We start from the raw sequence: 23,772 nt of genomic DNA on the forward strand, positions 1-23,772 counted from the left end.
CCTCCGGCACCGGACGTTCCTTAGCCTGGGCAAGCCTGAGCGGGTCGATTCCCCGGAACGGCAGGCGGTCCGGGGACTTGATCCATCGGACCATTTCCTGTGAGGAGAGCGACTATGAAAGCAATTCTGGCCGCGACGTGCCTTCTCGCACTCGCGTCGATTTCGCCGGCGGAAGCCAAGGGCTGCTTGAAGGGCGCCATCGTCGGCGGCGTCGCCGGCCACATGGCCGGACATGGCAAGCTCGGCGCTGCGGCCGGCTGCGCCATCGGCCATCACGAGGCCAGCAAGCAGAACCCCAATAACTCGAACGCCCAGGCGCCGGCGGCTCAGAAGTAGCGCCGAACCGGGTAGTGGCCGCCATGAAGATCTGGGCGCATTCCGAGAGCCACATCGTCGAGCTTGACGATGGTTCGCGCTGGCAGATCTTTCCCGGCGACCTCGATTTGACGCTGAACTGGAAGCCCGAGACCGAAATCAGCGTCGCGCCGGCAGAAGACAATCTCGGCTCGCATGTGCTGGTCGGCGCCGGCGCCAAGGTGCGGGTCATCCCGGAAGGCGCAAGCTGGCCCGTGCGGGAGGTCAAGAACGCGTTGAAGGATGGCTGAAGGCCCGCGGGAGTCCGCTCCAAGCGACTTGCGGCCGCTCCTCAGGAACGGATGCGATGTCGCCTTCGTCACGTCCGAAGATATCAACATCAAGGACGTCGAATGGCCATAGAAGACCGCGAGACCTATCTCATCGGAAGCGACAAAGTCGAAGGCACGAACGAGTACGGGCCCGACGGGCAGAAGTCGGTTACATCGAGCGTGTCATGATCAACAAGGTCAGCGGCAAGATATCCTACACAGTGCTCAACTTCGGCGGCCTATTTGGCATCAGCGACGATCACTACCCGCTGCCTTAAGATGGGCCGCCATGCTGCTCAAGTCTGGCAGCGCCATGGACTCGTTGCGTGCTCTTCGTGAGAGATCCGATTTGACCTCGCTCATCCATATCGCGCGCGTGCTAGTTCCAGGAACGAGAATGACAAGGTGCTTGGCTCAACACTCATGGATGCACAACCAATCTTTGAATTCAAAAAGGACGCGGACTCCTTACGCAGCGTAAATTTACGCGCCAAATCGAGCATTGACGACGCACGGGCAGCGGCGATGACGCACGAAAGTGCTCATCCGAAAGTTGCTCAACTGAAACAATACCTCGGCGGAGAAGGTGAAAGAAAGAGCGAAACGTGCACCAAGCATCGCAGCAGCGCAAATCGAACGCTGAAAAGGATTGGCGTGACTTCCGTTGTGGGTCAGTCGCTTCATTGAAGGCCAGTTTCGGCGAGGTCCGGTCCTGACACGGCATTGGACATTGAAGCACTCGCTCCGGATCGACGCGATGGGCCATATCCGGACCTATGCGCGTACTATTCTGAAGGATGGAAATTTACTGGCTTTCCGCTATTTTGTGTTGAACCGCAGTTCTGTAGCGGCGATCTCGAAACGGTGTTTGCCATGACCTCCAGGTCCTCGATCAGGCGGCTCGGCGCGCCGCTCGTCGCTTTTTTTCTGATCATCTGGCCGTTGGTTGCGCCGGTAGATGCTGTTGAGGACGCTGGAAAGGTTGGCGTGGTGTCGTTTGGCCTGTACGGGGATCAAGGCGTGTTTAGATCCGAGGCGACCGGCGCGGCTCAGGTCGTGGCCGACCGTTTCGAGACGGGCCCGATCAACGTGGAGTACAATTCCAAGAATGGCGGAAGTGCAACGATCGAAGCTCTGACCAAGTCGTTGCAGACGGCAGCCAACCGCTTGGATGCCGAGAAAGATGTTCTCTTTTTGATTCTCACCTCGCATGGCTCTCCTGATGGCCTTGCAATCAAGGCGGGGCGGCTCACAGAAACGCTCACGCCATCTCGTCTCCGCGACATGCTCGCGAAGACAGGTGTGCGATACAAGGTGGTGGTCATCTCGGCTTGTTATTCTGGGGTTTTTATCCCGCGTCTGGCGAATCCCGATGTGCTGGTCATCACCGCGGCCGATGCCAAGCATCCGTCGTTCGGCTGCCAGGACAAGGCCAAGTGGACTTATTTTGGCGACGCTTTTTTCAATGTCGCGCTCCGGAATGCCACTAGCCTGAAGGATGCGTTTCTCGATGCGCGCTCACTCGTCCGGAAGCGAGAATTGCGGGAACATTTCGAACCGTCGAATCCGCTCATGGCGGGCGGCGCAAACGTGCTGCCGTTTCTTGTCGGACGCCCTTGAACTACCGGCTGCGAGCGCAGAGGCTAGTGCTCGCGGACGCATCGCCGTTCCGGTCTCCTCCGATAAGCAGACTGTTTGGCGGTCCGCTTAGGCTTCGCATTCGGGCCATGAGCCGACATCGCTCCAATCAAGCGGCGATACTTCTCAGGCTCCTTAGCGGCCGTAGGGGAAGCAGCGGTTGCGATTGAGTGTGAGACCGAAATGCGCTCCCAGTGCAGCGATGGCCGCGTCCTGCTGAGGATAAGGATCGGCATTGGATGCGGCAACGATGATGATCCGGAACCCGGCGCGGTCCTTGCCACCCGGTGGCAGCATCGCTGTAGTCAGTGCATTGCCCTCCCTGTCGCGCAGCGTGAGGAAAAGCGGCATCTCTCGCTGTACATGGGCCTCGAGGCCGATGTCGCGCTCAATCGCGTTGGGCCGCTCCGGACGCCAGGATTGGACCGCCTTCTCCCGCTCGCGGCGGAAATATTTCTCAACTGTGTGGCCCATCAGGCGCGATCATGCATCGCTTCACCTTCCGTCTCGATACGGAACCACGTCTTGCCCTTCGGCGCGTCGCAAACGTACTGCATTTCGCCCGTCCTGCGATCGACGCAATTCTAGGGCGGCGGGCCTGCAAAGCCAATATGAGACTCGCTCCCGTGTATAGGCGGACACCAAGTTGGGGTGTACCAAGCTGTACCAATCTTGGTTTGGGCACCTAATCATCGGTCAAGTTTAGCCTGCGCAGGATACGGCGTGTGAGAAGCAACCAAAATTGTTCTTGATACGAGGGGCTAAGAGTTCTTGATTGGACGTTGAAGTTCTAGTGAGCCCAAACAATACTAGATCGACCGGAATAATCCTCTTCAAGGAGCGTCCCGATGCCTGACGTAAGGGAAAAGCAACGCGAAACCCGCCGGAAGATCATTCGCCAATGGGCGAAGCTTCCGAAGGATAAACGGGAGTCTATAGAGGGGATTTCTGAATTCGCCAGGACCGCCGCTCAGCAGAACGAGAACGCATTCGTCCGCAGTCGTCGCGATCCGTATCAGAAGATCATGGGATGGCTATTGCCGCGTGCTCATCTCTGAACGACTGAGTCCTCTGCACATCCTTCGAAGGCGACACCGGGTTCTTCAGCTTGACCCGATGTGGCGAACGGCCCGCGCGATTTAGGGAGCAAACCACGCACCTTGTCGCAAACCACGTTGAGCGGGATTTTATGACGCCGATCAGGCGACGGCCGATTTCCATTTAGGGTAACCAGCGGCGATCACGCTCGGGCCGACCCATGTCCGGTTGATCCCAGAGAGCCGACCTACAGATCCCCTGTAGCTTTCGGCAACGGGCCAATAGCAGATGATTTTCGGGTAGGATGATCATTGATGATCAGTCCTGCAATGCAAACGCTCGTGTAACGATGGGCAATCGACAACGGAACGCCACGAGCATCCGCGCCTTTGCTCACGAAGTTGGCGTAATTCGATAGGCTCTTCAACTCGGCCGACCGCGAGAGGCCGTACAGGCCGCTCCCACCGTTCACCAACGTCCGCAACATGTTCTCGCCGCACTGGCACGCTGGTCGAGGCCAGAGAACCGATACCTCGCGCCGTTCACGGCATCCCTGAAGTAATTGCGCTAGGCGCGCCAATTGGGCGATGGGTCGGGCTTGCATCAGTTCGCTCCAAATCCCGAATGCGGTGAACCAAAAAATCGCGGACGTTGCAGATTTACAACCCGCGTAGCCATTCGAGATACTAAGCTCATACTGAGCTCGTCCATTGAGACGACCGAAACATATTTCGTCTATTTCATACGAACAGCGGGACAAAAAGTGTTTGATGTCTATTGCAATGGCAAGCGCGAGCTGCTTGTTCTACGTAACGGCTCTGCAATACCCGGCGTTTGCTCTCGGAATAAATGGCGCAAGAGCAGAACAAGAGTTCTGAAAGTCAGCGACGAGATCAAGTCAGCCGTTCAGAGACAGGGCTATTACGTTCGCAGCTTGCGGGTTAGCAAGGAGCGGTTGATCTCGGTCGAGCAGGTCGGCGGCTTCTCCATGTGCATCTCTACAGCATCACCACAAGCCTCCGTCCTCTACTCGGCCTAACAGCGGGGCAGATAAGCCCGGCAGCTTGAAACGCGAACGGCTTTGGGAAGGTCAGGTCGTCGCCGCTCCATCCAACTGCGCCAGCCCAGCTTCGATCACAATGATATCTTCCTCGATCTGCTGAATGGTTGTCCGGTCATCAAAACCAGTGCGTGCCTTTAGGTCCGCCGCCAGCTTCCGGCGCTGCATGCGCAAATCGTCGAGAGCCCTCCTGTCATTCAGGCTAACGTAGCCGTCCACAATAAGCTCGATTGCGTTTGGCATCCCGGCGCCAGTCTTAAATCACCCACCCGCAACGCTTAGCCCGCGACATTCTTCACAATGGTATCTCTTCGGAGATTGTCTCCGGCAGTCGTCAAATGGAATCCGACGATCAGACCGAGCCGCCTTAACGTCAGGAGTGCAAGAGGGTCGCACAGTTCAATGGAAAGTCCGGCTCCCAATACCGCAATGGCGCGTCGTTCGTCGCTATCGAGATCAGCCCATGAGATGTCCATCACGCGCCTCCGCGCCAAAAGAATTATTTAAAACCCAAACGCGTGCCTGATTTGCCGCAGCATTTCCGTCGCCGCTTCGGTGTACCGACCGTTGGCTGGGTATCGATCTAGCTGCGCTGTGCTAATCAGCGCCACAATTGCCACCGTGAAGCCCTTAAACATTAGGCCTCTCCTGCGACATACCGCCAACCGGGCGTGTCGAATATAAACCGTTCTCAGAATGCGCTACGCACATGCCGACTTAATATGCAAATGGTGACAGTGAGTAGTAACCAGGTCCTTAACGCGCGCCATGAGCGCCATAGAATGAGGCGCAGACGCTGCAACGGCCGTTGTCGCGCTCAAAGTGTGCACATTTCTCAGCCGTCCAGGACCACGCAATCAAAAGCCCGCGTGGCGCCCATCGTCTGCGCAACGACATTCGCCCGTCTTCATCGCCTCAAAGACACTGGAGGAGATCAACATTGTGATGGTGTTAGCGAGACAGCTCGTCAGTTGATATTACGAGTGCGACCCGCATCCCTCCACTTTGAACTGGCGCTCGCTCAAAGAATGAAAACGGCCCTGGCGTGAGGCTGTGGGCGCCGGAGCCGTCATTCCCACGCCTCCGCTCCTGAAGGGTCGAAGACGAAAGCGCCCAGATCGACCATAGTCCTTCTGCCGAAAAAATTCCGGGAGAGTCTGTCCCGGTGCTGGGTCTGATTGGGTACACCTTGGGACGATCAACCGCCCAGACGCGGCGCCCGGTAATACTGAGCTGGCGAGATATAGTCCCTGTGCAAGCACGTTGGTCGTCTGTCGCCATCGATCAACACGGTGAGCCCGGTGGTAGAACGGCTCACCCCGAGAACGGTGCCCCTCTTACCGGCGAGGCTTGGGCAACGAGCGGCCCCTCGCAAGTCCGACTTGATGCGTCGGATCGGACGCATCGAAAGGCGCTTCATTCCATGAGTTCCGGTCTTGGCGCAACGCCGCGACGGATGCAGCCGGGAATCGGCCCAGCGCGAGGGCTTGGTAACATGGCCGATTGCCGGAGGGCGAATGGCGCTTCGGGCCGTCTCATCAGCTCCCGTGGGCAGCGCCGTGAAGGGCCCTAGAAGCCGGCTCGTTCATCACCCTTCCCTGGGGCGGGAAGGCGCCAGGGAACTGAGATGTTGGCTCTTGCTGCGGAAAGACTCGTTTAGGGATCATTAGCTCGCCAAGAGATACGTAGACATATCAGTTGATGGGCATCGTAATGATCTGTATACGTATCATTTGGCCTTTCAGATGATCCGAGAACATATCATGCCGCCCGCACCGGATCCGCTCCTCAAGGACCTTGGCTTGCGCTTTCGCAAGGCGCGCTTGGCCGCTCGCCTGTCGCAGCAGCAAATCGCCCAGCGGGCCAATATCAGCAGGCCTCGCTATCGGGACATCGAAACGGGGGCTGCCGCCGCCCGTGCAACCACGCTTGTCAACGTCGCACGCGCACTTGGCATGGAGATGATGCTGATCCCGCAGGCGATGGTGCCTGCTGTTCAGTCGATGCTCCAGCCTGCGGATCGCGATGATGATCGCCCTGCGTTCACGTCGGATGTTGAAGACGAGGAAGGCTCATGAGCGCGGCACTCCCCGCGGCGGAGCGTATCCAGTCGCTCGATATCTCGTTGAATAATCTTCCGATCGGCACGCTGGTCCGGACACCGGGCGACTACAACGCGTTCAACCTTTTGCCCTCTTACCGGAGCTTGAACAACCCGCCGATCTTGAGCCTGTCGCTTCGATCAGTCGATGGCGGCCTTCGCAAGGATCCCAAACCGATACGCGGCGCACTTCCACCGTTCTTTGCAAACCTTTTGCCCGAAGAGAAGCTGCGCGAGGCCATGGAAAAGCATCACGCCGCGTCAGTCAGGCCGGGCAACGATTTCGATCTGCTCGCGGCCCTGGGAACCAACCTGCCCGGGGCGGTGCGCGCGCTGCCAAGTGACGGCATGCCCGTTCCCATTGGTCCGGCGGCGGAGGCCGGCAAGAAGGCGCGCTTCTCGCTCGCCGGCGTGCAGATGAAACTATCGGTCATGAAAAACACGGGAAAGGAAGGCGGAATCACGCTCGCGGTGGACGACGAGCAAGGGGAATACATCGCGAAGTTTCCCTCGGTCACGCATATCGGCCTATCGGAGAACGAATTCGCAATCCTCGCCCTTGCGGAAGCACTGGGAATGGACGTGCCCGCCCGCGAACTCGTCGACAGATCAGAGTTTGCCGGCATCCCGGAAGAATTCAACACCATGTCCACGGGCAAGGTCCTGCTCGTCCGCCGCTTCGACCGCGAGGCCAGCGGCGCGCGCGTGCACATGGAGGATTTCGCGCAAGTGTTTGGCCGATATCCGTCCGAGAAATACACCGGCGCAGCCTATCACAACATCGCGGCAGCGCTGAACAGCGGCGTCTCGTTCGATGCAGCCATCGAATTTGTGCGACGCCTCGCTTTGACAGCGCTCACAGGCAACGGTGACATGCATCTCAAGAACTGGTCGCTGCTGTATCCCGGAGATGGCCGGACACCAACGCTGTCGCCCGTCTATGACGTGCTTTCAACGATTCCCTACATCCCAAAGGACGGCATGGCACTTAGCCTTGCCGGCGAAAAGTCGTTCAAGGCGTTGACCCAGGAGCGCTGGCGCAGTTTTGCGAACCGCAGCCGTCTTCCGGAAGGGGCCGTGATGACGGCAGTCGCTGAGACTGCGGCGCTCGTGCGCGCCAAGTGGTCGGTTCTTCCGGAACGCGATGTTGTGCCTGCGCAGGTCCTCGATCGGATCGATGCGCATGTCGATGAAATGGCAGCCATCCTCGCGCCTTAAGGTCGGCAGGTCTTGAAGCGCACATCACCCGATCCTGCTATCGCATCTGGGATGTTGGCGAATGCGCTCGCTCACAGGTTTTGCAGGCTTCCGGGCATTAGCCACTCAAGCGGCGACGGCTCGTTCTTGAAGGCGATCTTCTGAAGACGCCGACATTCGCCCGCGCATCAGCTCTTGCCCGATCCCGTCATCGAGGTCGACCCCGATACGGCTGCGACAATCCTCGTCGCACGCAAAGCGAGACATGCCGCGTGGATCGCATAGGGAGCCGCGCATCCGATCGACGCCGATAAGAATACCCCGATGCATCCAGCGAGCCAGGTGAAGACCGGCACTTTCCAGCGGAGGCCGGCCGGTCCAGCTCGGAACGGCCGTATGCAGAAACCCGCCGAGCCTTTGCCGCCAGTTGCCCGAACAGCATTCGTCGAAGGTCTCCCGCGAATACGCCCGGTCACAGGGGGATCAACGCGCCGGCCTAGGTTTATGCCCAGCAGGAAGAACGCGGAAGCTGTGGGACGTCGCGGGACCTTGATAGTTGCGAAGGCGCGGGACCGACATACGAGACTTCCCCTACTTGGAGAGGGGCTTGACGGGTTTTCATGTTCTCGAACAGCCTCGCAAACATCTGCTCGGCCTTGCTGACCTGCGGCACCGCCTTGTCCTGCTCGATGTTTGTCAGCGTGCCGACCACGATGGTGGCGACCATGCCCATTGCGTAATAGCGGCAGTTACTTCACGCCATAGACGCCGGCCTGATCGAATTTTACACTCATGTCTTCGCGCAGTCTTGCCGCCGAAGGGAGCCGCGCCGTCCGACAGCATGCCCTTAATTCTCGCGGCATTGTGAAGGCCCGCGCCAAAATCGGTCGAAGCTATCCCGACCCTTCCAAACGGTCATGGTCGGTGTGCAGGGCCACGCGTGCGGTCGGAGGCAAGTAGCGGCGCCCCTAGCTGCTTATGTCCGAAAGCAAACGCACGGTCTGTCCGAAGCCCGCCAAGCTATCGCGAACGCGACATTGCGCACGACAAACCAGAGGCAATGAACGCGCGCTTTGGCGCTGGCCTAGATCCTGCAGTCGCGAAAACAGCGTGTGTAGGACGGCGTAACAGCGTCAGCAACGCAACGATTTTGGACTGCGATGAGAACCCTCTGCCCGTCGCGGGCGGTGAGCTTCGACGCATTTCCTTTCGCTGTGTTGCTGATGCATGCGCTGTGGCGACACGCCTGAAGCAGAGGTCGCACTCGGTCCACCGAAGGACGGGAGTGCAAATGGCTGTGTGTCATCACCCTTCATTCGATGATGACGCACATTGTGAGGTGATGATGCGATTTGGAGTTCTTACTTGGGGGGCCGCAACAGCTGCACTCGTTGCAAGCGGAGCGGTCAATTCAACGGATCTTAGGCCGGCAGCAAAAGTCCCGCCGAAACTGTGGAGCTGGACCGGAGCATATATCGGCGGACACGTCGCCGGGGGCTACGGCCGGACCTCGTTCAGCGATCCCTATGGCCCGTCGATTTACGGGGACGTCGTTGATACGCCTGCATTCCTGGCCGGCGGACAGCTCGGCTACAACTGGCAGAGGGACCGCTGGGTGTTCGGCCTCGAACTGGAAGCGAGCCGTGCTGTCTCGGACGGCACAAACACCTGTCTTGCCTTCTCCAGCGTTGTTGTGATCGCAACCTGCAACGCAGGTCCAAGCGTCCTTGCCACGGGAACCGCTCGTGTGGGTTACGCTTTTGGCCCGCAAGGCCACACGCTGGCCTACGTCAAAGGAGGCGCCGCTTGGCAAAACAATCGCGGCGCGATCACCAATCACAACGAATTCCGGGACGGGACCTTTGCCGGATACCCGCGGCATACGACGCAGTTCGATGACGGTCGTTTCGGCGCGACCGTCGGCGTCGGCATCGAGCAGCAGCTCACGCCCGCTTGGTCCCTCAAATTTGAGTACGACTATATGGGTTTTGGCGGACCTGGTGTGGCGACCCCTCCGACCGTGCAGCGTCCGCCCCTTGCTATCATCCCCGCCAGCACGAGCAGCTTAGCCAGCGATTATCACGTCGGTAAAGTCGGCTTGAATTACCATTTTGGTGTCGATCCGACCGCGGAATGGGCCGATGCGCCGCTGCACCCCGCAACAGCGACCGCCAAAGCCAAGCCCGTTCTATCTACGGGCGGCTGGTCGATCGAGGGCGGCTCACGGGTCTGGCTCAGCCGGGGAGCTTTCCAGTGGGACTACACACATGCGCCCCGGTTTCCAGGAGATGAAAGCGTTCCCACTTCAAGGCTCACCTATCAGGGGCTCGACGGCGTGTCCGGCGAGATGTTCGGGCGCCTTGACAGCCCTTGGGGGATATTCCTGAAGGGCAATATCGGCCTCGGACGCTTCAACAAAGGAAAGCGGAACGACGAAGATTCGAGCCTCGGGCAGTGGGCCTATCTCAACGCGTTATCCGGTCAGGCAAACGGACGATTCACATACTACACGGCGGATGCCGGCTACGATTTTCTGCGCGGCAGCAATTACAAGGTGGGCGCATTTGTCGGATGGACCTCCTACGGCGAGAAGTCGGATTCGATAGGTTGCGTGCAGACCGCTTCGTCCTCGCCGGCTTGGCCATGCACGGGGCCGTTCCAGCGGCAGCGGCAGCTCGCCGGCACGCAAGACACCGATTGGAATGCGCCGCGCATCGGCCTTAGCGCCGAGGCTTTGGTGCTTGAGCGCTGGCGCGTGAGCGCCGACATTGCTTACCTGCCATGGACCGAGTTCAGTGGTCGCGACAACCATCTCCTCCGCCCAGCGACAACGTTCTACGATCAGCGCGGAGACGGTGGCGCAGGCCTTCAGGTGGAAGGGGCGCTCTCCTACTTTCTCACCAAGAATGTCAGCATCGGAGTTGGTGGTCGATATTGGTCAATGTGGACCAAAAAGGACAGCGATGTGATCTACAACGCCAACTGGCAGGGCGGCCGAGATCAGGAGCCTGCTCTTGCGAAATACCGCATGGAACGATGGGGCACGTTCATCCAGGCCTCCTATAAGTTTGACTGAAATCCCAGTGGCTCTGCACGATGAGTTTTGGCCGGTCGCGTGCGGCGGCGATCAGATGAGCTCTGGCAGGCTTTTGGGATCAGCGAGGATCCTGGTGCGCAGAGATGTCATGGGCAGCCTTCCGATGGGGCCGGCTTCGCTCAAGCGTCAGTGCCATCTGTTGACCCGACGGCGGAGCCGACGAGAGAGTATTGCTGCATGTCGGTTCGGCAGGGGCTTGCGATGCAGTTGAGTATCGAGGTGGATAAAAGCCAGACACTGTCCCTGCCTGGGCGTGAAGGGGTTTGCCGAATAGAAGCCCCAGCCAAGGCGCTGGATGCGCGGCCGTTGCATGTTCCCCCAGCGGGCGAGGGTATTCTGTGACATGAAAGCAATGGACGAGCGAACGGTGTGGGAAGGAATTTCGACGGCCCCGTACGAACGAGCGCTCGAGCTCGCCGTGATCGAAGGCAATCGCGTGCATGCGCTGATCTTCGCCTGCCGTCGCACCCCGAGCGGCTGGATCAAGGATACGACCCGCGAGCGGGTCGTCATTCATCCGACGCACTGGCGTCCGTGGCCCGCGAAAGACTAGTTTGCTCCAGCCCACCTCTTGTCGAAAGGACGGCCAGTCGAGCTATGAGGCGATCACCGTCCATTCTCGCAAAGACGCTTTCGTTTTCGCATCTGGCCACTGAATGACAGCACAAGGTCGATTTTTGCTTCGCTACGGGGCGGCGGCAACCGCCTCCGCTTTCATCTTCTTTCTGCGCCTTGCCTTGCATCACCATTTCGAGGATCGAACCTTCACCGTGATCTATGTTCCGGTCGTCGTCTTTGCGGCATTTGCTGGCGGCCGTGGGCCGGCCATCTTCGCCACGCTGCTCTGCCTTGGAAGCAGCGCCTATTTCCTCGGAACCGGCCTCTACAGCGACCCGGCGAACCTGATCGATGTCTCCTTCTTCACCGTCATGGGACCGATCCTCGGCGTGATCGGAGACCGGCTGCGGCAACAGTCCGAAGATGCCCGAAATCGGCAGGCCCAGCTTCAGTCAATCCTGGATACCGTCCCGGAAGCCATGGTCGTGATTGATGAGCGGGGCATCATGCGATCCTTCAGCGTCACGGCCGAGCGCCTCTTTGGCTGGTCGGCCGCGGAGGCGATCGGAAACAATGTCTCCATCCTGATGCCGGGACCTTACCGGCGGGAGCATGATAGCTATCTCGATCGCTACCGCGCCACAGGCGAGCGCCGCATCATCGGGATCGGGCGGATCGTGGTCGGCGAGCGCAAGGATGGCTCGACCTTTCCGATGGAGCTCGCAGTCGGCGAGGCCAAAGCCGGCGCCGAGCGTTACTTTACCGGCTTCGTCCGCGACCTGACCGAACGGCGAACCCAGGAACGCCGCATGCAGGAGCTGCAGTCGGAGCTGGTGCATGTGTCCCGGCTGACCGCGATGGGTGAGATGGCGTCCTCGCTCGCGCACGAGCTCAATCAGCCATTGTCCGCGATCACCAGCTATCTGCGCGGTGCCGCGACCCTGCTGAACGCGAGCGAGTTTGACAAGGAGCGCGTGCGCGAGGCCATGGACCGCAGCGCCGACCAGGCGTTGCGTGCTGGCGACATCATCAAGCGCCTGCGTGAGTTCGTCGCCAAGGGCGAGACCGAGCACACCATCGAGAATCCGGCGACGCTGCTCGAGGAGGCCGCAGCGCTGGCCCTGGTCGGCGCCAGGGAACAGGGTGTGCGCGTGTCACTGCGCTGCGACCACGACGTTCCCGATGTCGTTGCCGACAAGGTCCAGATCCAGCAAGTCGCGCTCAACCTCATCAGGAATGGCATCGAGGCGATGGAAACGACCAGCCGGCGCGAGCTGACCATCGGCATCACCCGCCAAAACAGGTTCGCCTTGTTCTCCGTCACCGATACCGGCACGGGCATCGCCCCGGAGATTGCCGAGAAGCTGTTTCAACCCTTCGTCACCAGCAAGGCAAACGGCATGGGTGTAGGTCTTTCAATCTGCCGAACCATCATCGAAGCACATGGCGGACGCGTCGCGGCGCGTCCCAACGAGGGCGGTGGCACCGTCTTTGATTTTACGCTGCCCTTCGCCGAAACGGAGGCGGCTGATGAACGATAAGCCGGTCATTCACGTCATCGACGACGACGCTGCGATGCGGGATTCGCTGGCGTTCCTGCTCGACGTCAATGGATACAGGTCGCAGGTCTACGAGACGGCCGATGCGTTTCTGGCCGGCGGCGGGGCCGAGACTTTAAGCTGCGTCGTCTCTGATATTCGCATGCCCGGCATCAGCGGCATCGAGCTGGTCAGGAAGCTGAAGCGCGAAGGAGCAGCCAGTGCGGTCATCCTGATCACCGGCCACGGCGACGTCGCGCTCGCCGTGGAGGCGATGAAGGCGGGTGCTGCGGATTTCCTTGAAAAACCGTTCGATGATGCGGCGCTTTTGGACGCGATCCGCGCTGCGCTCGATACCCGTCCTTCCGCTCCGGGCGAAAATTCCGCGCGAAAGCAGGCGGAGGCGCGGCTCGCAGACCTGTCGCCCCGCGAGCGCGACGTGCTGCAGGGGCTCGTGGCCGGCAAGATCAACAAGGTCATCGCGCATGACCTCAGCATCAGTCCGCGCACGGTCGAGGTCTACCGTGCCAATCTCATGGCGAAGACGGGGGCGCGCAGCGTGTCCGAACTGATGCGTCTCGCGCTCGCTGTGGGTCTGTGAGGCCTGGCTAGCCCGGCATCGGCTAGCCGCCGGTCGCCGGCCCGACCAGTGCCAGTGCTTGCGCTGACGAGGGGCGTCGACTGCAGCGTGAGCGATCGAGCGCGATCCTGATTGATCTTGCTCAAGGACTTCGCTCCGGTTCTGAGCAACATGTCGGCAAACAGGAGAACACAATGGCCTTATTTGAGGTGCGCTTTATCAAGACAGTCTGCGACGACAGGGGGCAGAAGCATCGCGCGTGCGAGGCGGCGTTCAGCATCGAAGCTCCGTCCCTCACGGACGCAGTTGGACGAGCGGAAGCCGATTTTTGCCGGGAGAGGCACGTCCATGACTGGACGATCTTCGCAGATGCGGTCGAATTCCGGGCGCCGGCCGCGCTGGAGCGGGCCCGGGCCTCCTAGCAAGGTCGATGTGTCTTGAACCCCCTCGTGCGCCGTTATGCGGGCTACAATGTACCGCGCTATACGTCTTATCCGACTGCCGCCGATTTCTCAGCCGACGTCGGCGCGAAAGATCACGAGGCCTGGCTCGCCGGCCTCGGGGCGGGTCAGGCCGTATCGGTCTATCTTCACGTGCCCTATTGCCGAAGGATATGCCTGTACTGCGGCTGCAACACCAAAATGGCCGTCCGTGATGACGTGGTCGGTGCCTATCGCCGCGCGCTTGAAGCCGAGATCGATCTTGTTGCGAGCCTGGTCGGGGGGAGGCCCCAAATTGCCCGGCTGCACTGGGGCGGCGGAACGCCGAGCATTCTTGGAGCTGACGGCCTGCGATCCGTCATCGCCGCGCTCCGTCATCGCTTTCGGTTTGCGAACGCCCTCGAGCACGCGATCGAGCTCGATCCACGCCACGTGACTGTCGCGCTCGTGGCGGTCCTGGCGGAGCTCGGCGTCAGCCGTGCGAGCCTGGGCGTCCAGGACATCAATCCTTTGGTCCAGGCCGCGATCGGCCGCCTCCAGCCGCTGCCTGTCATCGAGACGGCCGTCGAACGATTGCGGTCGGCCGGAATCAGAAATCTGAACGTCGATCTGATGTATGGGCTGCCGCTGCAGACAGCCGCCTCGATCCACAAGACGTGTACGTTGGTCGCGGCGATGGCGCCCGACCGCATCGCGTGTTTCGGCTATGCGCACCTGCCGCGGCTCAAGGCCAACCAGCGGCGCATCGATGAAGTCAAACTGCCGTCGCAGGATCAGCGCATTGAGCAGGCCGAGGTCATGTCCGAGGAGCTGATTGGTGCCGGCTATGTGCGAATCGGCATCGATCATTTTGCCAGGCCCGGCGATGCGCTCGCAAGCGCCGCAGCAGGCGGGACGCTGCATCGCAATTTCCAGGGCTATACCGAGGATGCCAGCGGCGTTCTTCTCGGCCTCGGCGCCTCCTCGATATCGACCTTCACGGACGGCTTCGTGCAGAACGCAGCCGATGTTCCGAGATATGTCGGTGCCATCGCTGCCGGCTCACTCGCCTCAGCCAGGGGATGCCGGCGCGATGAAAACGACCGGCAGCGCGCGCACATCATCGAGCGGCTCATGTGCGATTTCAGTGTCGATCTCGATGCCGTCGCGCCAAATGCCGAGTTCCGCAATGAAATGGCGAGGCTGGCATCGATGCAATCGGAGGGGCTGGTCGAGATCGATGGCGCGAAGTTGACAGTCACGCAAGCCGGCCGGGCCGTCGTTCGCGTCATCGCCGCAACTTTCGATACCTATCGATGCGCGCAGGCGGCCCAGTTCAGCAGCGCAATTTGATCTGCATCAACGACAACGTCCCTTGGCGGATGTAACACATCATCGAGAAAGGGACCCAAATCGTCACATGTTGATTGAAGCGGCCGCCAAGACATGCAGCACATTGTTCGGCAATCTCCGTGACCGCTTGAAAGGTGTCATGGATCGCAGGAACGAGTTGCAGCGGCTGGACCAGCGGGAGATCGAGGTGATCGCGCGCGAGCTGAATCTTTCCAGGACGGAGCTCGCTGCGCTGATCTTGAAACCTTCGGGTTCGCTTCAGTCCCTGAGCAGGCGCCTCTCCCATGCTGGCCTTGCTGAGGACGACGTGGAGGCATCTCACGGTGACGTGCTCCGCGATCTGCGACGCGTGTGCAGCCAATGCTCGTCCAAGGCGCGCTGCGCCCGGGACTTGAATCACGCGCGGCAAGCGACGCCCGCAAAATACTGCCCAAATGAGCAGACGCTGCGGGCGTTGGCGGACGATGTGCAGCGGTGCGCCCCACAAAATCTGCCGGTCCCCGCCACCCACAATTGATGTCGATCAGCCCGGGCGCCGCGCGTGCCTCCCTGAGCCACTCCTCGAGGATGTCGCACCATGACGAACGTCTCCGCCGGCGCAAAATCGATGACGATCGGAGAAGCGACGTTGTGGCCGCTGTTTGCGGTGCTCGCATTCATTTGCCTGATCGGCGCGGGATTCGCGCATGACGCCCCGTTCGCCTTTCACGCCTCGCTTAGCTGCGCCGCCAGCATCGCGGCGGCGTTTGCGATCCTCAACCGCTACTATGATCGCCCGGCCAGACTGCCCCCGCAGGAGATCAACGGGCGTCCCAATTACAATCTGGGACCGATCAAGTTCGCATCCGTGGCGGCGATGTTCTGGGGCATTGCCGGCTTTGCCGTCGGGCTGATCATCGCCTCGCAACTGGCATGGCCCGCGCTTAATCTCGATCTGCCCTGGACCAGCTTCGGCCGCCTGCGTCCGCTGCACACGTCGGCCGTGATCTTCGCGTTCGGCGGCAACGTCCTGATCGCGACCTCGTTCTACGTCGTGCAGAAGACCTGCCGCACCCGGCTTGCCGGCGATCTCGCGCCCTGGTTCGTCGTGCTCGGCTACAACTTCTTCATCGTGATCGCCGGCACCGGCTATCTGCTCGGAGTGACGCAGTCGAAGGAATATGCCGAGCCCGAGTGGTACGCCGATCTGTGGCTGACAATCGTTTGGGTGACTTATCTGCTGGTGTTCCTGGCTACTCTGGTCAAGCGCAAGGAACCGCACATCTTCGTCGCCAACTGGTTTTATCTGGCGTTCATCGTCACAATCGCCGTGCTCCACCTCGGCAACAACCCCGCGCTGCCGGTCTCCGTGTTCGGCTCGAAGTCCTACATTGCCTGGGGTGGTGTTCAGGACGCCATGTTCCAGTGGTGGTACGGGCACAATGCGGTCGGCTTCTTCCTCACCGCCGGTTTCCTCGCGATCATGTACTATTTCATCCCCAAGCGCGCCGAGCGGCCGGTCTATTCCTACCGGCTCTCGATCATCCATTTCTGGGCGCTGATCTTCCTCTACATCTGGGCCGGCCCGCACCATCTACACTACACCGCGCTGCCTGACTGGGTGCAGACGCTCGGCATGACCTTCTCGATCATGCTGTGGATGCCCTCCTGGGGCGGCATGATCAACGGGCTCATGACGCTGTCCGGCGCCTGGGACAAGCTGCGCACCGACCCGGTGCTGCGCATGCTTGTCGTCTCCGTCGCCTTTTACGGCATGTCGACGTTCGAAGGCCCGATGATGGCGATCAAGGTCGTCAACTCGCTCAGCCACTACACCGACTGGACCATCGGGCACGTGCATTCCGGCGCGCTCGGCTGGGTTGGCTTTGTCTCCTTCGGCGCGCTGTACTGCCTGGTGCCGTGGGCGTGGAATCGCAACGGACTCTACAGCCTCAAGCTCGTTAACTGGCACTTCTGGATCGCCACCCTCGGCATCGTGCTCTACATCTCCGCGATGTGGGTGTCGGGAATCCTGCAGGGCCTGATGTGGCGCGCCTACACCTCGCTCGGCTTCCTTGAATATTCCTTCATCGAGACCGTCGAGGCCATGCACCCGTTCTACATCATCCGTGCAACCGGGGGCGCGTTGTTCCTGATCGGCGCGCTGATCATGGCCTTCAATCTCTGGATGACGGTCCAGGCCGGCGAAGCCGAGGAGGCACGCGCCGCCGGCCGGCTCCAGCCTGCCGAATAGGTCGTGCTATGTCCTTCTGGAACCGACACAAGATCTTCGAGAAGAACGCGACCATCCTGATCGGTGGAATCCTCGTGGTCATCGCGATCGGCGGTCTCGTCGAAATCACGCCGCTGTTCTATCTCAAGAGCACGATCGAGGCGGTCGATGGCCTTCGTCCCTACACGCCGCTCGAGCTTGCCGGGCGCAACATCTATGTCCGCGAGGGCTGCTACCTCTGCCACTCGCAGATGATCCGCCCCTTGCGGGACGAAGTGGAGCGCTACGGGCACTACTCGCTGGCCGCCGAGAGCATGTACGATCACCCCTTCCAGTGGGGATCGAAGCGTACCGGTCCTGATCTTGCCCGCGTCGGCGCCAAATATTCCGATGATTGGCATGTCCGGCACCTGACCGATCCGCGGGCGATCGTGCCGCAATCGGTGATGCCGGGGTATCCATCGCTGGCTGCGACCGAACTCGAGCTTGAGGACATCGCCGCGCATCTTCGGACCAGCCGCGCAATCGGCGTACCTTATACCGACGAGCAGATCGCTCATGCCAAAGCCGACCTCAAGGCGCAGCTCGATCCCGATGGCGCGGATGCCGAAGCGTTCCAGAAGCGCTATCCAAATGCGGTTGTCCGCAACTTCGACGGCAAGGCCGGCCAACCCACCGAACTCGATGCGTTGGTCGCCTACCTGCAGATGCTAGGGACGCTGGTCGACTTCAAGCTCTACGACGAAAAAGCCAATCTGCGTTGAAGGCAATTTGTGATGAAGGCGATTGTCTCCGTTGAAAACCTGGTGTCGCAGTTCGTGCTCAATTTCTGGACGCCGGTCTTCGTCGGCATCTTCCTTGCTATCGTCTTTTATGCACTGCGTCCCCGCAACAAGGCGCTGTTCGATGCCGCGGCGAAACTGCCGCTGCGGGAGGATTGACGGATGAGCCAGCACAACGACACCGACCACATTACCGGCCGGTCGACCACGGGCCACGAATGGGACGGCATCAAGGAGCTGAATACGCCGCTTCCCCGCTGGTGGGTGCTGACCTTCTACGCCACCATCATCTGGGCCTTCGGCTATTGGGTGGTCTATCCGGCCTGGCCGCTGGTGAGCGGCTATACGGCCGGCGTCCTGCACTACACCAATCGCGCCGCCGTGACCGCAAATCTCGCCCAACTCGAAGCCTTGCGCGGCGAAAGGATGAAGGCGCTTGGCACCGCGTCTCTGGCCGACATCGAGAAGGACCCGGCCCTCCTGGCCTTGGCGCGCGCGCGGGGCAAGACGGTGTTCGGCGACAATTGCGCGCCCTGTCACGGCAGCGGCGCCGCCGGCGCGAAGGGCTATCCAAATCTGAACGACGACGACTGGCTCTGGGGCGGCACGCTCGACCAGATCATGCAGACCATCCAGTTCGGCGCACGCTCCGGTCATGCCAAGGCGCATGAAGGCCAGATGCTCGCCTTCGGCAAGGACGGCGTGCTCAAGTCGGACGAGATCGTCGCGGTGGCCAACTATGTGCGCTCGCTGTCGGGCCTCTCGACCCGGAAAGGTTATGACGCCGCCAAGGGCGAGAAGATCTTTGCCGACAATTGCGTCGCCTGTCACGGGGAGAGCGGCAAGGGCAATCAGGAGCTCGGCGCCGCCAATTTGACCGACAAGATCTGGCTCTACGGCTCGGACGAGGCGACCCTGATCGAGACCATCAGCAATGGCCGCGCCGGCGTCATGCCGGCCTGGGAAGGGCGGCTCGATCCTTCGACCATCAAGGCGATGGCGGTCTACGTCCACTCGCTGGGCGGTGGCAAATAGCAATGCCGGGCTAGGTTTGACCGGTTCACCCAGGTGAAGCCGTTCCGCCTTGGGGCAATGGTGCCTTGTCGGGGGATTTTGATGGGCGTTCCGATGACCAAGAACGTCACTTCGAAGGAGTTGATGGGTGGCGATGATGATCTGCCGCTCTATGCACCACAGAAGAAAATCTATCCGCAACGGGTTTCGGGCACCTTCCGGCGGATCAAATGGGGGCTGATGGCGCTCTGCCTCGGCGTCTATTACCTGCTGCCGTTGGTGCGCTGGAATCGGGGCCTCGGCGCGCCCGACCAGGCCGTGCTGATCGATTTTCAAAGCCAGCGCTTCTATTTCTTCTTCATCGAGCTGTGGCCGCAGGAGTTCTACTACTTCACCGGGCTCCTGATCCTGGCTGCCTTCACCTTGTTCCTGATGAATGCGCTCGGCGGCCGCACCTGGTGCGGCTATCTCTGCCCACAGACGGTGTGGACCGACCTGTTCTACGCGGTGGAGCGCTGGACCGAGGGCGACCGCCGCGCACGAATCAAGGCCGATGCCGGTCCGCTGACGGCCGCGCGGCTGGCGCGGCGCGCGTTGAAGCAGGCGATCTGGCTGATCATCGCCTGGTGGACCGGCGGCGCCTGGGTCCTCTATTTCTCGGATGCACCGACGCTGGTGAAGGATCTCGCCACGTTCCAGGCGCCGGCGATTGCCTACATCTGGATCGGCATTCTCACCGCTTCGACCTATCTCCTGGCCGGCCACGCACGGGAGCAGGTCTGTCTCTACATGTGCCCATGGCCGCGCATCCAGGCCGCGCTTACTGATGAGTGGGCGCTCAACGTCACCTACAAATACGACCGCGGCGAGCCGCGCTGTTCGATGAAGAAGGGAAGAGACCTGCGCGCGCTGGGCGAGAAGATCGGTGAGTGCATCGATTGCAACCAGTGCGTCGCGGTCTGCCCGACCGGCATCGACATCCGCAACGGCGCGCAGCTCGGCTGCATCCAGTGCGGCCTTTGCATCGACGCCTGCGATAACGTGATGAAGAGAATCGGCAGGCCGACGCGCCTGATCGGCTACGACAACGACATCAATGTGCAGCGGCGGACATCCGGAAAGACGGAACTCTTCAAGCCGGTCCGTTCCCGGACGGTGGTCTATGCCGCGCTGATCGCCACGGTTTGCGCGGTGATGCTGCATGCGCTGCTGACGCGCTCGCTGCTGGACGTGAACGTGCTGCACGACCGGAACCCCGTGGCGGTCAAGCTCAGCGCCGGCGCGATCCGCAACGGCTATACGCTGCGCTTCCTCAACAAGCGCGGATTTGATCGCGTGATCGCCGTCGATGTCGACGGCCCCGCCAATGCGCAGATCCACATCGTCGGCGTCGACTCCGTCACGCCGGACCGGCCGATGATCGTGCTTGCGCGCGATACGACCACCGAGTTGCGGGTGCTGGTGACTGCGCCGTTCGACGAGAAAGCGGAGAAGACCCAGCCGGTGAAATTCCGCATCACCGACATCGGGCTCGGCGAGGTTGCCTCCGCCACCGATCATTTTGTGACGCCCTGAAATCTGAGGAAAACCGGACATGACAACGTCTTCATCCGCCATACGGCCGATCACCGGGCGCTTCGTCCTGATCGCCGTAGTCTCTTTCTTTGCCGTCGTGATCGGCGTCAACGCGGTGATGATGCGGCTTGCCATTGCCACGCTGCCGGGAACCGAAGTCGACAGCGCCTATAGCGTGAGCCTTGCCTATCAGAAGGAAATCCAGGCGGCACATCAGCAGAACGGGCGCGATTGGAAAATCGATGCGCATATCGAGCGCCAGGCCGGCGGGACGGCCCGGCTGACTGTGGACGCGAAGGCGCAGGACGGCACGCCGCTTGCCGGGCTGTCGGTCTTCGGCCGGCTCGAGCGGCCGACCGACCGCAGAGCCGACCAGGCGTTTGCGATGATCGAGGCGGGCGGCGGCAACTACCACGGCATTGCGCATGGCGTTGCGGTGGGGCAGTGGGACCTGGTGATCGAGGCCGATCGGGACGGAAAGCGCCTGTTCCTGTCGCGCAACCGCGTCGTTTTGAATTGAGGGCTGGGGGAATGCAATCGACGATCGATTTTTCGCACTTCCTGAAGAGGTCCGGCCCCGATCGCCTGCGCCTCGATCTCGCGGTCGACGGCATCTGTTGCGCCGGCTGCATGGCCAAGATCGAGCGCAACTTGTCGCAGATCCCGGATGTCACCCTGGCCCGGGTCAATCTGACCGATCGGCGCCTGGCCCTGGAGTGGAAGGCGGGCGCGTTGGATCCCGCGCTCTTCGTCGTTCGTCTCGCCGAGCTCGGCTACAAGGCCTATCCGTTCGAGCCGGCGGGCGCAGAGACACGGGAGGCCGACCTCGCGGGCGCGCTGCTGCGGCGCCTGGGTGTTGCCGCTTTCGCGGCGATGAATGTGATGATGCTGTCGGTGCCGGTCTGGTCCGGCAATCTCGGCGACATGCTGCGCGAGCAGCGCGACTTCTTTCATTGGCTCTCCGCGCTGATCGTGCTGCCGGCGGCAGCCTATTCGGCCCAGCCCTTCTTTGCGTCGGCCTGTGCGGCGCTGCGTGCGCGCGGTGTCAACATGGATGTGCCGATTTCGATCGGCATCGTCCTGGCGCTGGCGATGTCGCTGTTCGAAACGGCGATGCATGCCGAGCACGCCTATTTCGACGCGGCGATCATGCTGATCGCGTTCCTGCTGGCCGGCCGCTATCTCAACCAGAATGTGCGGCGGCGTACCCGCGCCTTTGCCGGCAATCTTGCCGCGCTGAAGGCGGAAACGGCAACGAAATTCATCACTGACGAGGAGATCCGCACCGTTCCCGTCGCCGCGATCCGCCCCGGTGATGTCGTGCTGCTCCGTCCCGGCGAGCGGTCGGCCGTCGACGGCGCTGTCCTCAGCGGCCGCTCCGAGATTGACCAAAGCCTGATCACCGGCGAGACGCGACCAACGACGGCAATCGCCGGAAGTGCGGTCTACGCCGGGACCCTGGTGCGATCCGGCGCCTTGCGCGTGCGCGTCTCGGCGGCCTGCGAAGCAACGCTTCTGTCTGAAATCTCGCGGCTGTTGGAAAATGCCCTGCAATCGCGTTCGCGCTATCTGCGCCTTGCCGAACGTGCCTCGCGGCTTTACGCGCCGCTTGTCCACGCGACCGCGCTCTTGACCATGACCGGCTGGCTTATCGCAGGCGCCACGCTCCACGATTCGGTCGTGATTGCCATCGCTGTCCTCATCATCACCTGTCCCTGCGCGCTTGGCCTCGCCATCCCAGCCGTTCAGACGGTGGCCTCCGGCGCCCTGTTCGGCTCGGGCGTGTTGCTCAATGCAGGTGAGGCGATCGAGCGGATCGCCGAGGTCGATCGGGTGATCTTCGATAAGACCGGCACGCTGACTCTCCCCGAGCTCGACGTCGCAAATGCCGGGTCAATTCCTGCCGATGTCTTCGATTTGGCCGGCCGCCTGGCGCTGTCCAGCCGGCACCCGGTCGCCGCCGCGGTTGCGCGCGCGGCAGGCGCAAAAGCGCCGCTGCCGGACATCGCGGAGGTGCCGGGGCAGGGCGTTTCCGGCGTGGTCGATGGCGTCGACATCAGGCTGGGGCGGCCGTCCTGGTGCGGCGCCGATGAGGCGGCTAACCAGATTCTCCAGAACGATCCCGAGGCATCCGTCGTCGCGTTTCGACACGGTTTGACGCGCCATGTCTTCGCAGTCCGGCAGCGGATCCGTCCTGATGCGGCGAACACCGTCTCTGCGCTGCAGCGGGTCGGCTTGACGGTGGAGATGCTGTCCGGCGACCGGGAGCCGGCCGTCAGGGCCGCTGCCGAGACGCTCGGCATTCATCATTGGCGTGCCGAGGTGACCCCGGTCGACAAGATCGCCCGCATCGACGAGCTCGCGCGCCACGGCCACAAGGTGCTGATGGTCGGAGACGGCCTGAACGATGCGCCGGCGCTGGCCGGTGCTCACGCCTCGATGTCGCCGGTCAGCGCGACGCACCTCAGTCAGTCGGTGGCGCATGCGGTGTTCCTCGGCGAGCGGCTTGCACCCGTGCAAGCCGCGATCGCCATTTCGCGCCAGGCGGTGCGGCTGATGCGGCAGAACCTCTGGCTCGCGGTGATCTACAACGCGCTCGCTGTCCCGCTCGCCATGGCCGGCCTGGTGACGCCGCTGATCGCCGCGGCCGCGATGTCCACCTCGTCGCTGCTCGTGATGCTCAATGCCTTGCGCGCGCGCCGGCAGAGGGAGCCCGCCTGATGGAAGTCCTGCTCTATCTGGTGCCGCTTGCGATCGTACTTGGCGCGTTCGGCCTCGCGGCCTTTCTCTGGTCGCTCAAGAACGGCCAGTATGATGATCTGGATGGCGCCGCCTGGCGGGCGATCGCCGACGATGAGCCGGCTGAGACATCCTCCACCTCGGCGCACCCGGCGAGCGCCCAGCATCGTCAACGCGATCGCAACCCGCGCGAAGGCCATCAGCAGCGTCCATCAGGACGCCCGCGTGGCGGACCGAGCGGGATT

General features: G+C 61.6%; 26 protein-coding genes and 2 pseudogenes. 24 read left to right on the forward strand and 4 right to left on the reverse strand.

The genetic code is table 11. The annotated features are described in order from the left end of the window. Window positions 1–114: 114 nt before the first annotated feature. The 5 genes and pseudogenes from JJC00_RS06905 (at window position 115) to JJC00_RS06925 (ending at window position 2,246) form a co-directional block, all read left to right on the forward strand. Entirely contained in the window at window positions 115–336 is a 222-nt protein-coding gene (locus JJC00_RS06905; RefSeq protein ID WP_200471942.1) for a hypothetical protein, read from the forward strand. Between the two features lie 23 nt (window positions 337–359). Further along, entirely contained in the window at window positions 360–605 is a 246-nt protein-coding gene (locus JJC00_RS06910) for a hypothetical protein (protein WP_200471943.1), read from the forward strand. A 102-nt stretch (window positions 606–707) separates the two neighbouring features. After that, window positions 708–901: pseudogene (locus JJC00_RS06915) on the forward strand (PRC-barrel domain-containing protein); the annotation flags it as partial. 148 nt (window positions 902–1,049) lie between these two features. Continuing rightward, on the forward strand, window positions 1,050–1,313 hold the full coding sequence (locus tag JJC00_RS06920) for a hypothetical protein (RefSeq protein WP_200471944.1): 264 nt from the start codon (window positions 1,050–1,052) through the stop codon (window positions 1,311–1,313). Between the two features lie 36 nt (window positions 1,314–1,349). Continuing rightward, the gene (locus JJC00_RS06925) at window positions 1,350–2,246 is read left to right on the forward strand and encodes a C13 family peptidase (RefSeq protein WP_246774109.1); all 897 of its coding nucleotides are present in this window, start codon (window positions 1,350–1,352) and stop codon (window positions 2,244–2,246) included. A 153-nt stretch (window positions 2,247–2,399) separates the two neighbouring features. On the opposite strand, the gene JJC00_RS06930 is transcribed toward JJC00_RS06925, so the two are convergent. Next, a complete protein-coding gene (locus JJC00_RS06930) occupies window positions 2,400–2,738 on the reverse strand; it encodes a hypothetical protein (RefSeq protein ID WP_246774110.1) in 339 nt (112 codons plus the stop codon). A 374-nt stretch (window positions 2,739–3,112) separates the two neighbouring features. On the opposite strand from JJC00_RS06930, the gene JJC00_RS06935 reads away from it, so the two are divergent. Continuing rightward, window positions 3,113–3,322, forward strand: a complete 210-nt coding sequence (locus JJC00_RS06935) for a hypothetical protein (RefSeq protein WP_200471945.1) — start codon at window positions 3,113–3,115, stop codon at window positions 3,320–3,322. A 743-nt stretch (window positions 3,323–4,065) separates the two neighbouring features. Next, window positions 4,066–4,341 carry a hypothetical protein gene (locus JJC00_RS37840; protein ID WP_246752128.1) on the forward strand — a complete coding sequence of 92 codons (276 nt, stop codon included), beginning with the start codon at window positions 4,066–4,068 and terminating at the stop codon, window positions 4,339–4,341. Window positions 4,342–4,392: 51 nt separating this feature from the next. Here the strand turns inward: JJC00_RS37840 and JJC00_RS06940 are convergent, their stop codons facing one another. Continuing rightward, the gene (locus JJC00_RS06940) at window positions 4,393–4,605 is read right to left on the reverse strand and encodes a hypothetical protein (protein WP_200471946.1); all 213 of its coding nucleotides are present in this window, start codon (window positions 4,603–4,605) and stop codon (window positions 4,393–4,395) included. Between the two features lie 35 nt (window positions 4,606–4,640). Continuing rightward, window positions 4,641–4,838 (reverse strand): hypothetical protein, encoded by a 198-nt coding sequence (locus JJC00_RS06945; protein ID WP_200471947.1) that lies wholly within the window; start codon window positions 4,836–4,838, stop codon window positions 4,641–4,643. 1,287 nt (window positions 4,839–6,125) lie between these two features. Between JJC00_RS06945 and JJC00_RS06950 the strand changes: the two genes are divergently transcribed. Both JJC00_RS06950 and JJC00_RS06955 read left to right on the forward strand, forming a co-directional pair. Next, window positions 6,126–6,440, forward strand: a complete 315-nt coding sequence (locus tag JJC00_RS06950) for a helix-turn-helix domain-containing protein (RefSeq protein WP_246774111.1) — start codon at window positions 6,126–6,128, stop codon at window positions 6,438–6,440. Next, a complete protein-coding gene (locus tag JJC00_RS06955; RefSeq protein ID WP_200471949.1) occupies window positions 6,437–7,681 on the forward strand; it encodes a type II toxin-antitoxin system HipA family toxin in 1,245 nt (414 codons plus the stop codon). The genes JJC00_RS06950 and JJC00_RS06955 overlap by 4 nt, the downstream gene beginning before the upstream one ends. Before the next feature lie 481 nt (window positions 7,682–8,162). Here JJC00_RS06955 and JJC00_RS06960 read toward each other — a convergent pair whose 3' ends face one another. Beyond that, on the reverse strand, window positions 8,163–8,387 hold the full coding sequence (locus tag JJC00_RS06960; protein ID WP_200471950.1) for a hypothetical protein: 225 nt from the start codon (window positions 8,385–8,387) through the stop codon (window positions 8,163–8,165). Window positions 8,388–8,951: 564 nt separating this feature from the next. Between JJC00_RS06960 and JJC00_RS06965 the strand changes: the two genes are divergently transcribed. From JJC00_RS06965 to ccoS, 15 genes and pseudogenes are all read left to right on the forward strand, one after another. Next, entirely contained in the window at window positions 8,952–10,736 is a 1,785-nt protein-coding gene (locus JJC00_RS06965; protein ID WP_246774112.1) for an outer membrane beta-barrel protein, read from the forward strand. Window positions 10,737–11,100: 364 nt separating this feature from the next. After that, entirely contained in the window at window positions 11,101–11,310 is a 210-nt protein-coding gene (locus JJC00_RS06970; RefSeq protein ID WP_246774113.1) for a hypothetical protein, read from the forward strand. A gap of 103 nt (window positions 11,311–11,413) precedes the next feature. Next, window positions 11,414–12,856: a PAS domain S-box protein gene (locus JJC00_RS06975; RefSeq protein WP_200471951.1), complete on the forward strand. Its 1,443-nt coding sequence runs from the start codon at window positions 11,414–11,416 to the stop codon at window positions 12,854–12,856. Further along, window positions 12,846–13,454, forward strand: coding sequence for a response regulator FixJ (gene fixJ, locus JJC00_RS06980; RefSeq protein WP_200471952.1), 609 nt, complete (start codon window positions 12,846–12,848; stop codon window positions 13,452–13,454). Before JJC00_RS06975 ends, fixJ begins: the two co-directional genes overlap by 11 nt. A gap of 173 nt (window positions 13,455–13,627) precedes the next feature. Continuing rightward, window positions 13,628–13,855, forward strand: a complete 228-nt coding sequence (locus JJC00_RS06985) for a hypothetical protein (protein WP_200471953.1) — start codon at window positions 13,628–13,630, stop codon at window positions 13,853–13,855. A gap of 15 nt (window positions 13,856–13,870) precedes the next feature. Further along, window positions 13,871–15,205: an oxygen-independent coproporphyrinogen III oxidase gene (gene hemN / locus JJC00_RS06990; RefSeq protein ID WP_200471954.1), complete on the forward strand. Its 1,335-nt coding sequence runs from the start codon at window positions 13,871–13,873 to the stop codon at window positions 15,203–15,205. 67 nt (window positions 15,206–15,272) lie between these two features. After that, window positions 15,273–15,722: a DUF6455 family protein gene (locus JJC00_RS06995; RefSeq protein ID WP_200471955.1), complete on the forward strand. Its 450-nt coding sequence runs from the start codon at window positions 15,273–15,275 to the stop codon at window positions 15,720–15,722. A gap of 90 nt (window positions 15,723–15,812) precedes the next feature. Next, window positions 15,813–17,438: a cytochrome-c oxidase, cbb3-type subunit I gene (gene ccoN / locus JJC00_RS07000; protein WP_433996513.1), complete on the forward strand. Its 1,626-nt coding sequence runs from the start codon at window positions 15,813–15,815 to the stop codon at window positions 17,436–17,438. Between the two features lie 8 nt (window positions 17,439–17,446). After that, complete coding sequence (gene ccoO / locus JJC00_RS07005) at window positions 17,447–18,181, forward strand: cytochrome-c oxidase, cbb3-type subunit II (RefSeq protein ID WP_200471957.1); 735 nt, start codon at window positions 17,447–17,449, stop codon at window positions 18,179–18,181. Window positions 18,182–18,193: 12 nt separating this feature from the next. Next, window positions 18,194–18,358, forward strand: a complete 165-nt coding sequence (locus JJC00_RS07010; protein ID WP_200471958.1) for a cbb3-type cytochrome c oxidase subunit 3 — start codon at window positions 18,194–18,196, stop codon at window positions 18,356–18,358. A 3-nt stretch (window positions 18,359–18,361) separates the two neighbouring features. Further along, the gene (gene ccoP, locus JJC00_RS07015; protein WP_200471959.1) at window positions 18,362–19,234 is read left to right on the forward strand and encodes a cytochrome-c oxidase, cbb3-type subunit III; all 873 of its coding nucleotides are present in this window, start codon (window positions 18,362–18,364) and stop codon (window positions 19,232–19,234) included. A 93-nt stretch (window positions 19,235–19,327) separates the two neighbouring features. Further along, on the forward strand, window positions 19,328–20,788 hold the full coding sequence (gene ccoG, locus JJC00_RS07020) for a cytochrome c oxidase accessory protein CcoG (protein ID WP_200474007.1): 1,461 nt from the start codon (window positions 19,328–19,330) through the stop codon (window positions 20,786–20,788). 19 nt (window positions 20,789–20,807) lie between these two features. After that, window positions 20,808–21,308 (forward strand): FixH family protein, encoded by a 501-nt coding sequence (locus JJC00_RS07025; protein WP_200471960.1) that lies wholly within the window; start codon window positions 20,808–20,810, stop codon window positions 21,306–21,308. Between the two features lie 11 nt (window positions 21,309–21,319). Then, window positions 21,320–23,509 (forward strand): heavy metal translocating P-type ATPase, encoded by a 2,190-nt coding sequence (locus tag JJC00_RS07030; RefSeq protein WP_200471961.1) that lies wholly within the window; start codon window positions 21,320–21,322, stop codon window positions 23,507–23,509. Then, a pseudogene (ccoS, locus tag JJC00_RS37845) lies at window positions 23,509–23,655 on the forward strand (cbb3-type cytochrome oxidase assembly protein CcoS); the annotation flags it as partial. The gene JJC00_RS07030 and the pseudogene ccoS, both read left to right, overlap by 1 nt. Window positions 23,656–23,772: the final 117 nt, after the last annotated feature.

It is taken from the genome of Bradyrhizobium diazoefficiens (genome assembly GCF_016616885.1).
GTDB classification, from domain to species: domain Bacteria; phylum Pseudomonadota; class Alphaproteobacteria; order Rhizobiales; family Xanthobacteraceae; genus Bradyrhizobium; species Bradyrhizobium diazoefficiens_F.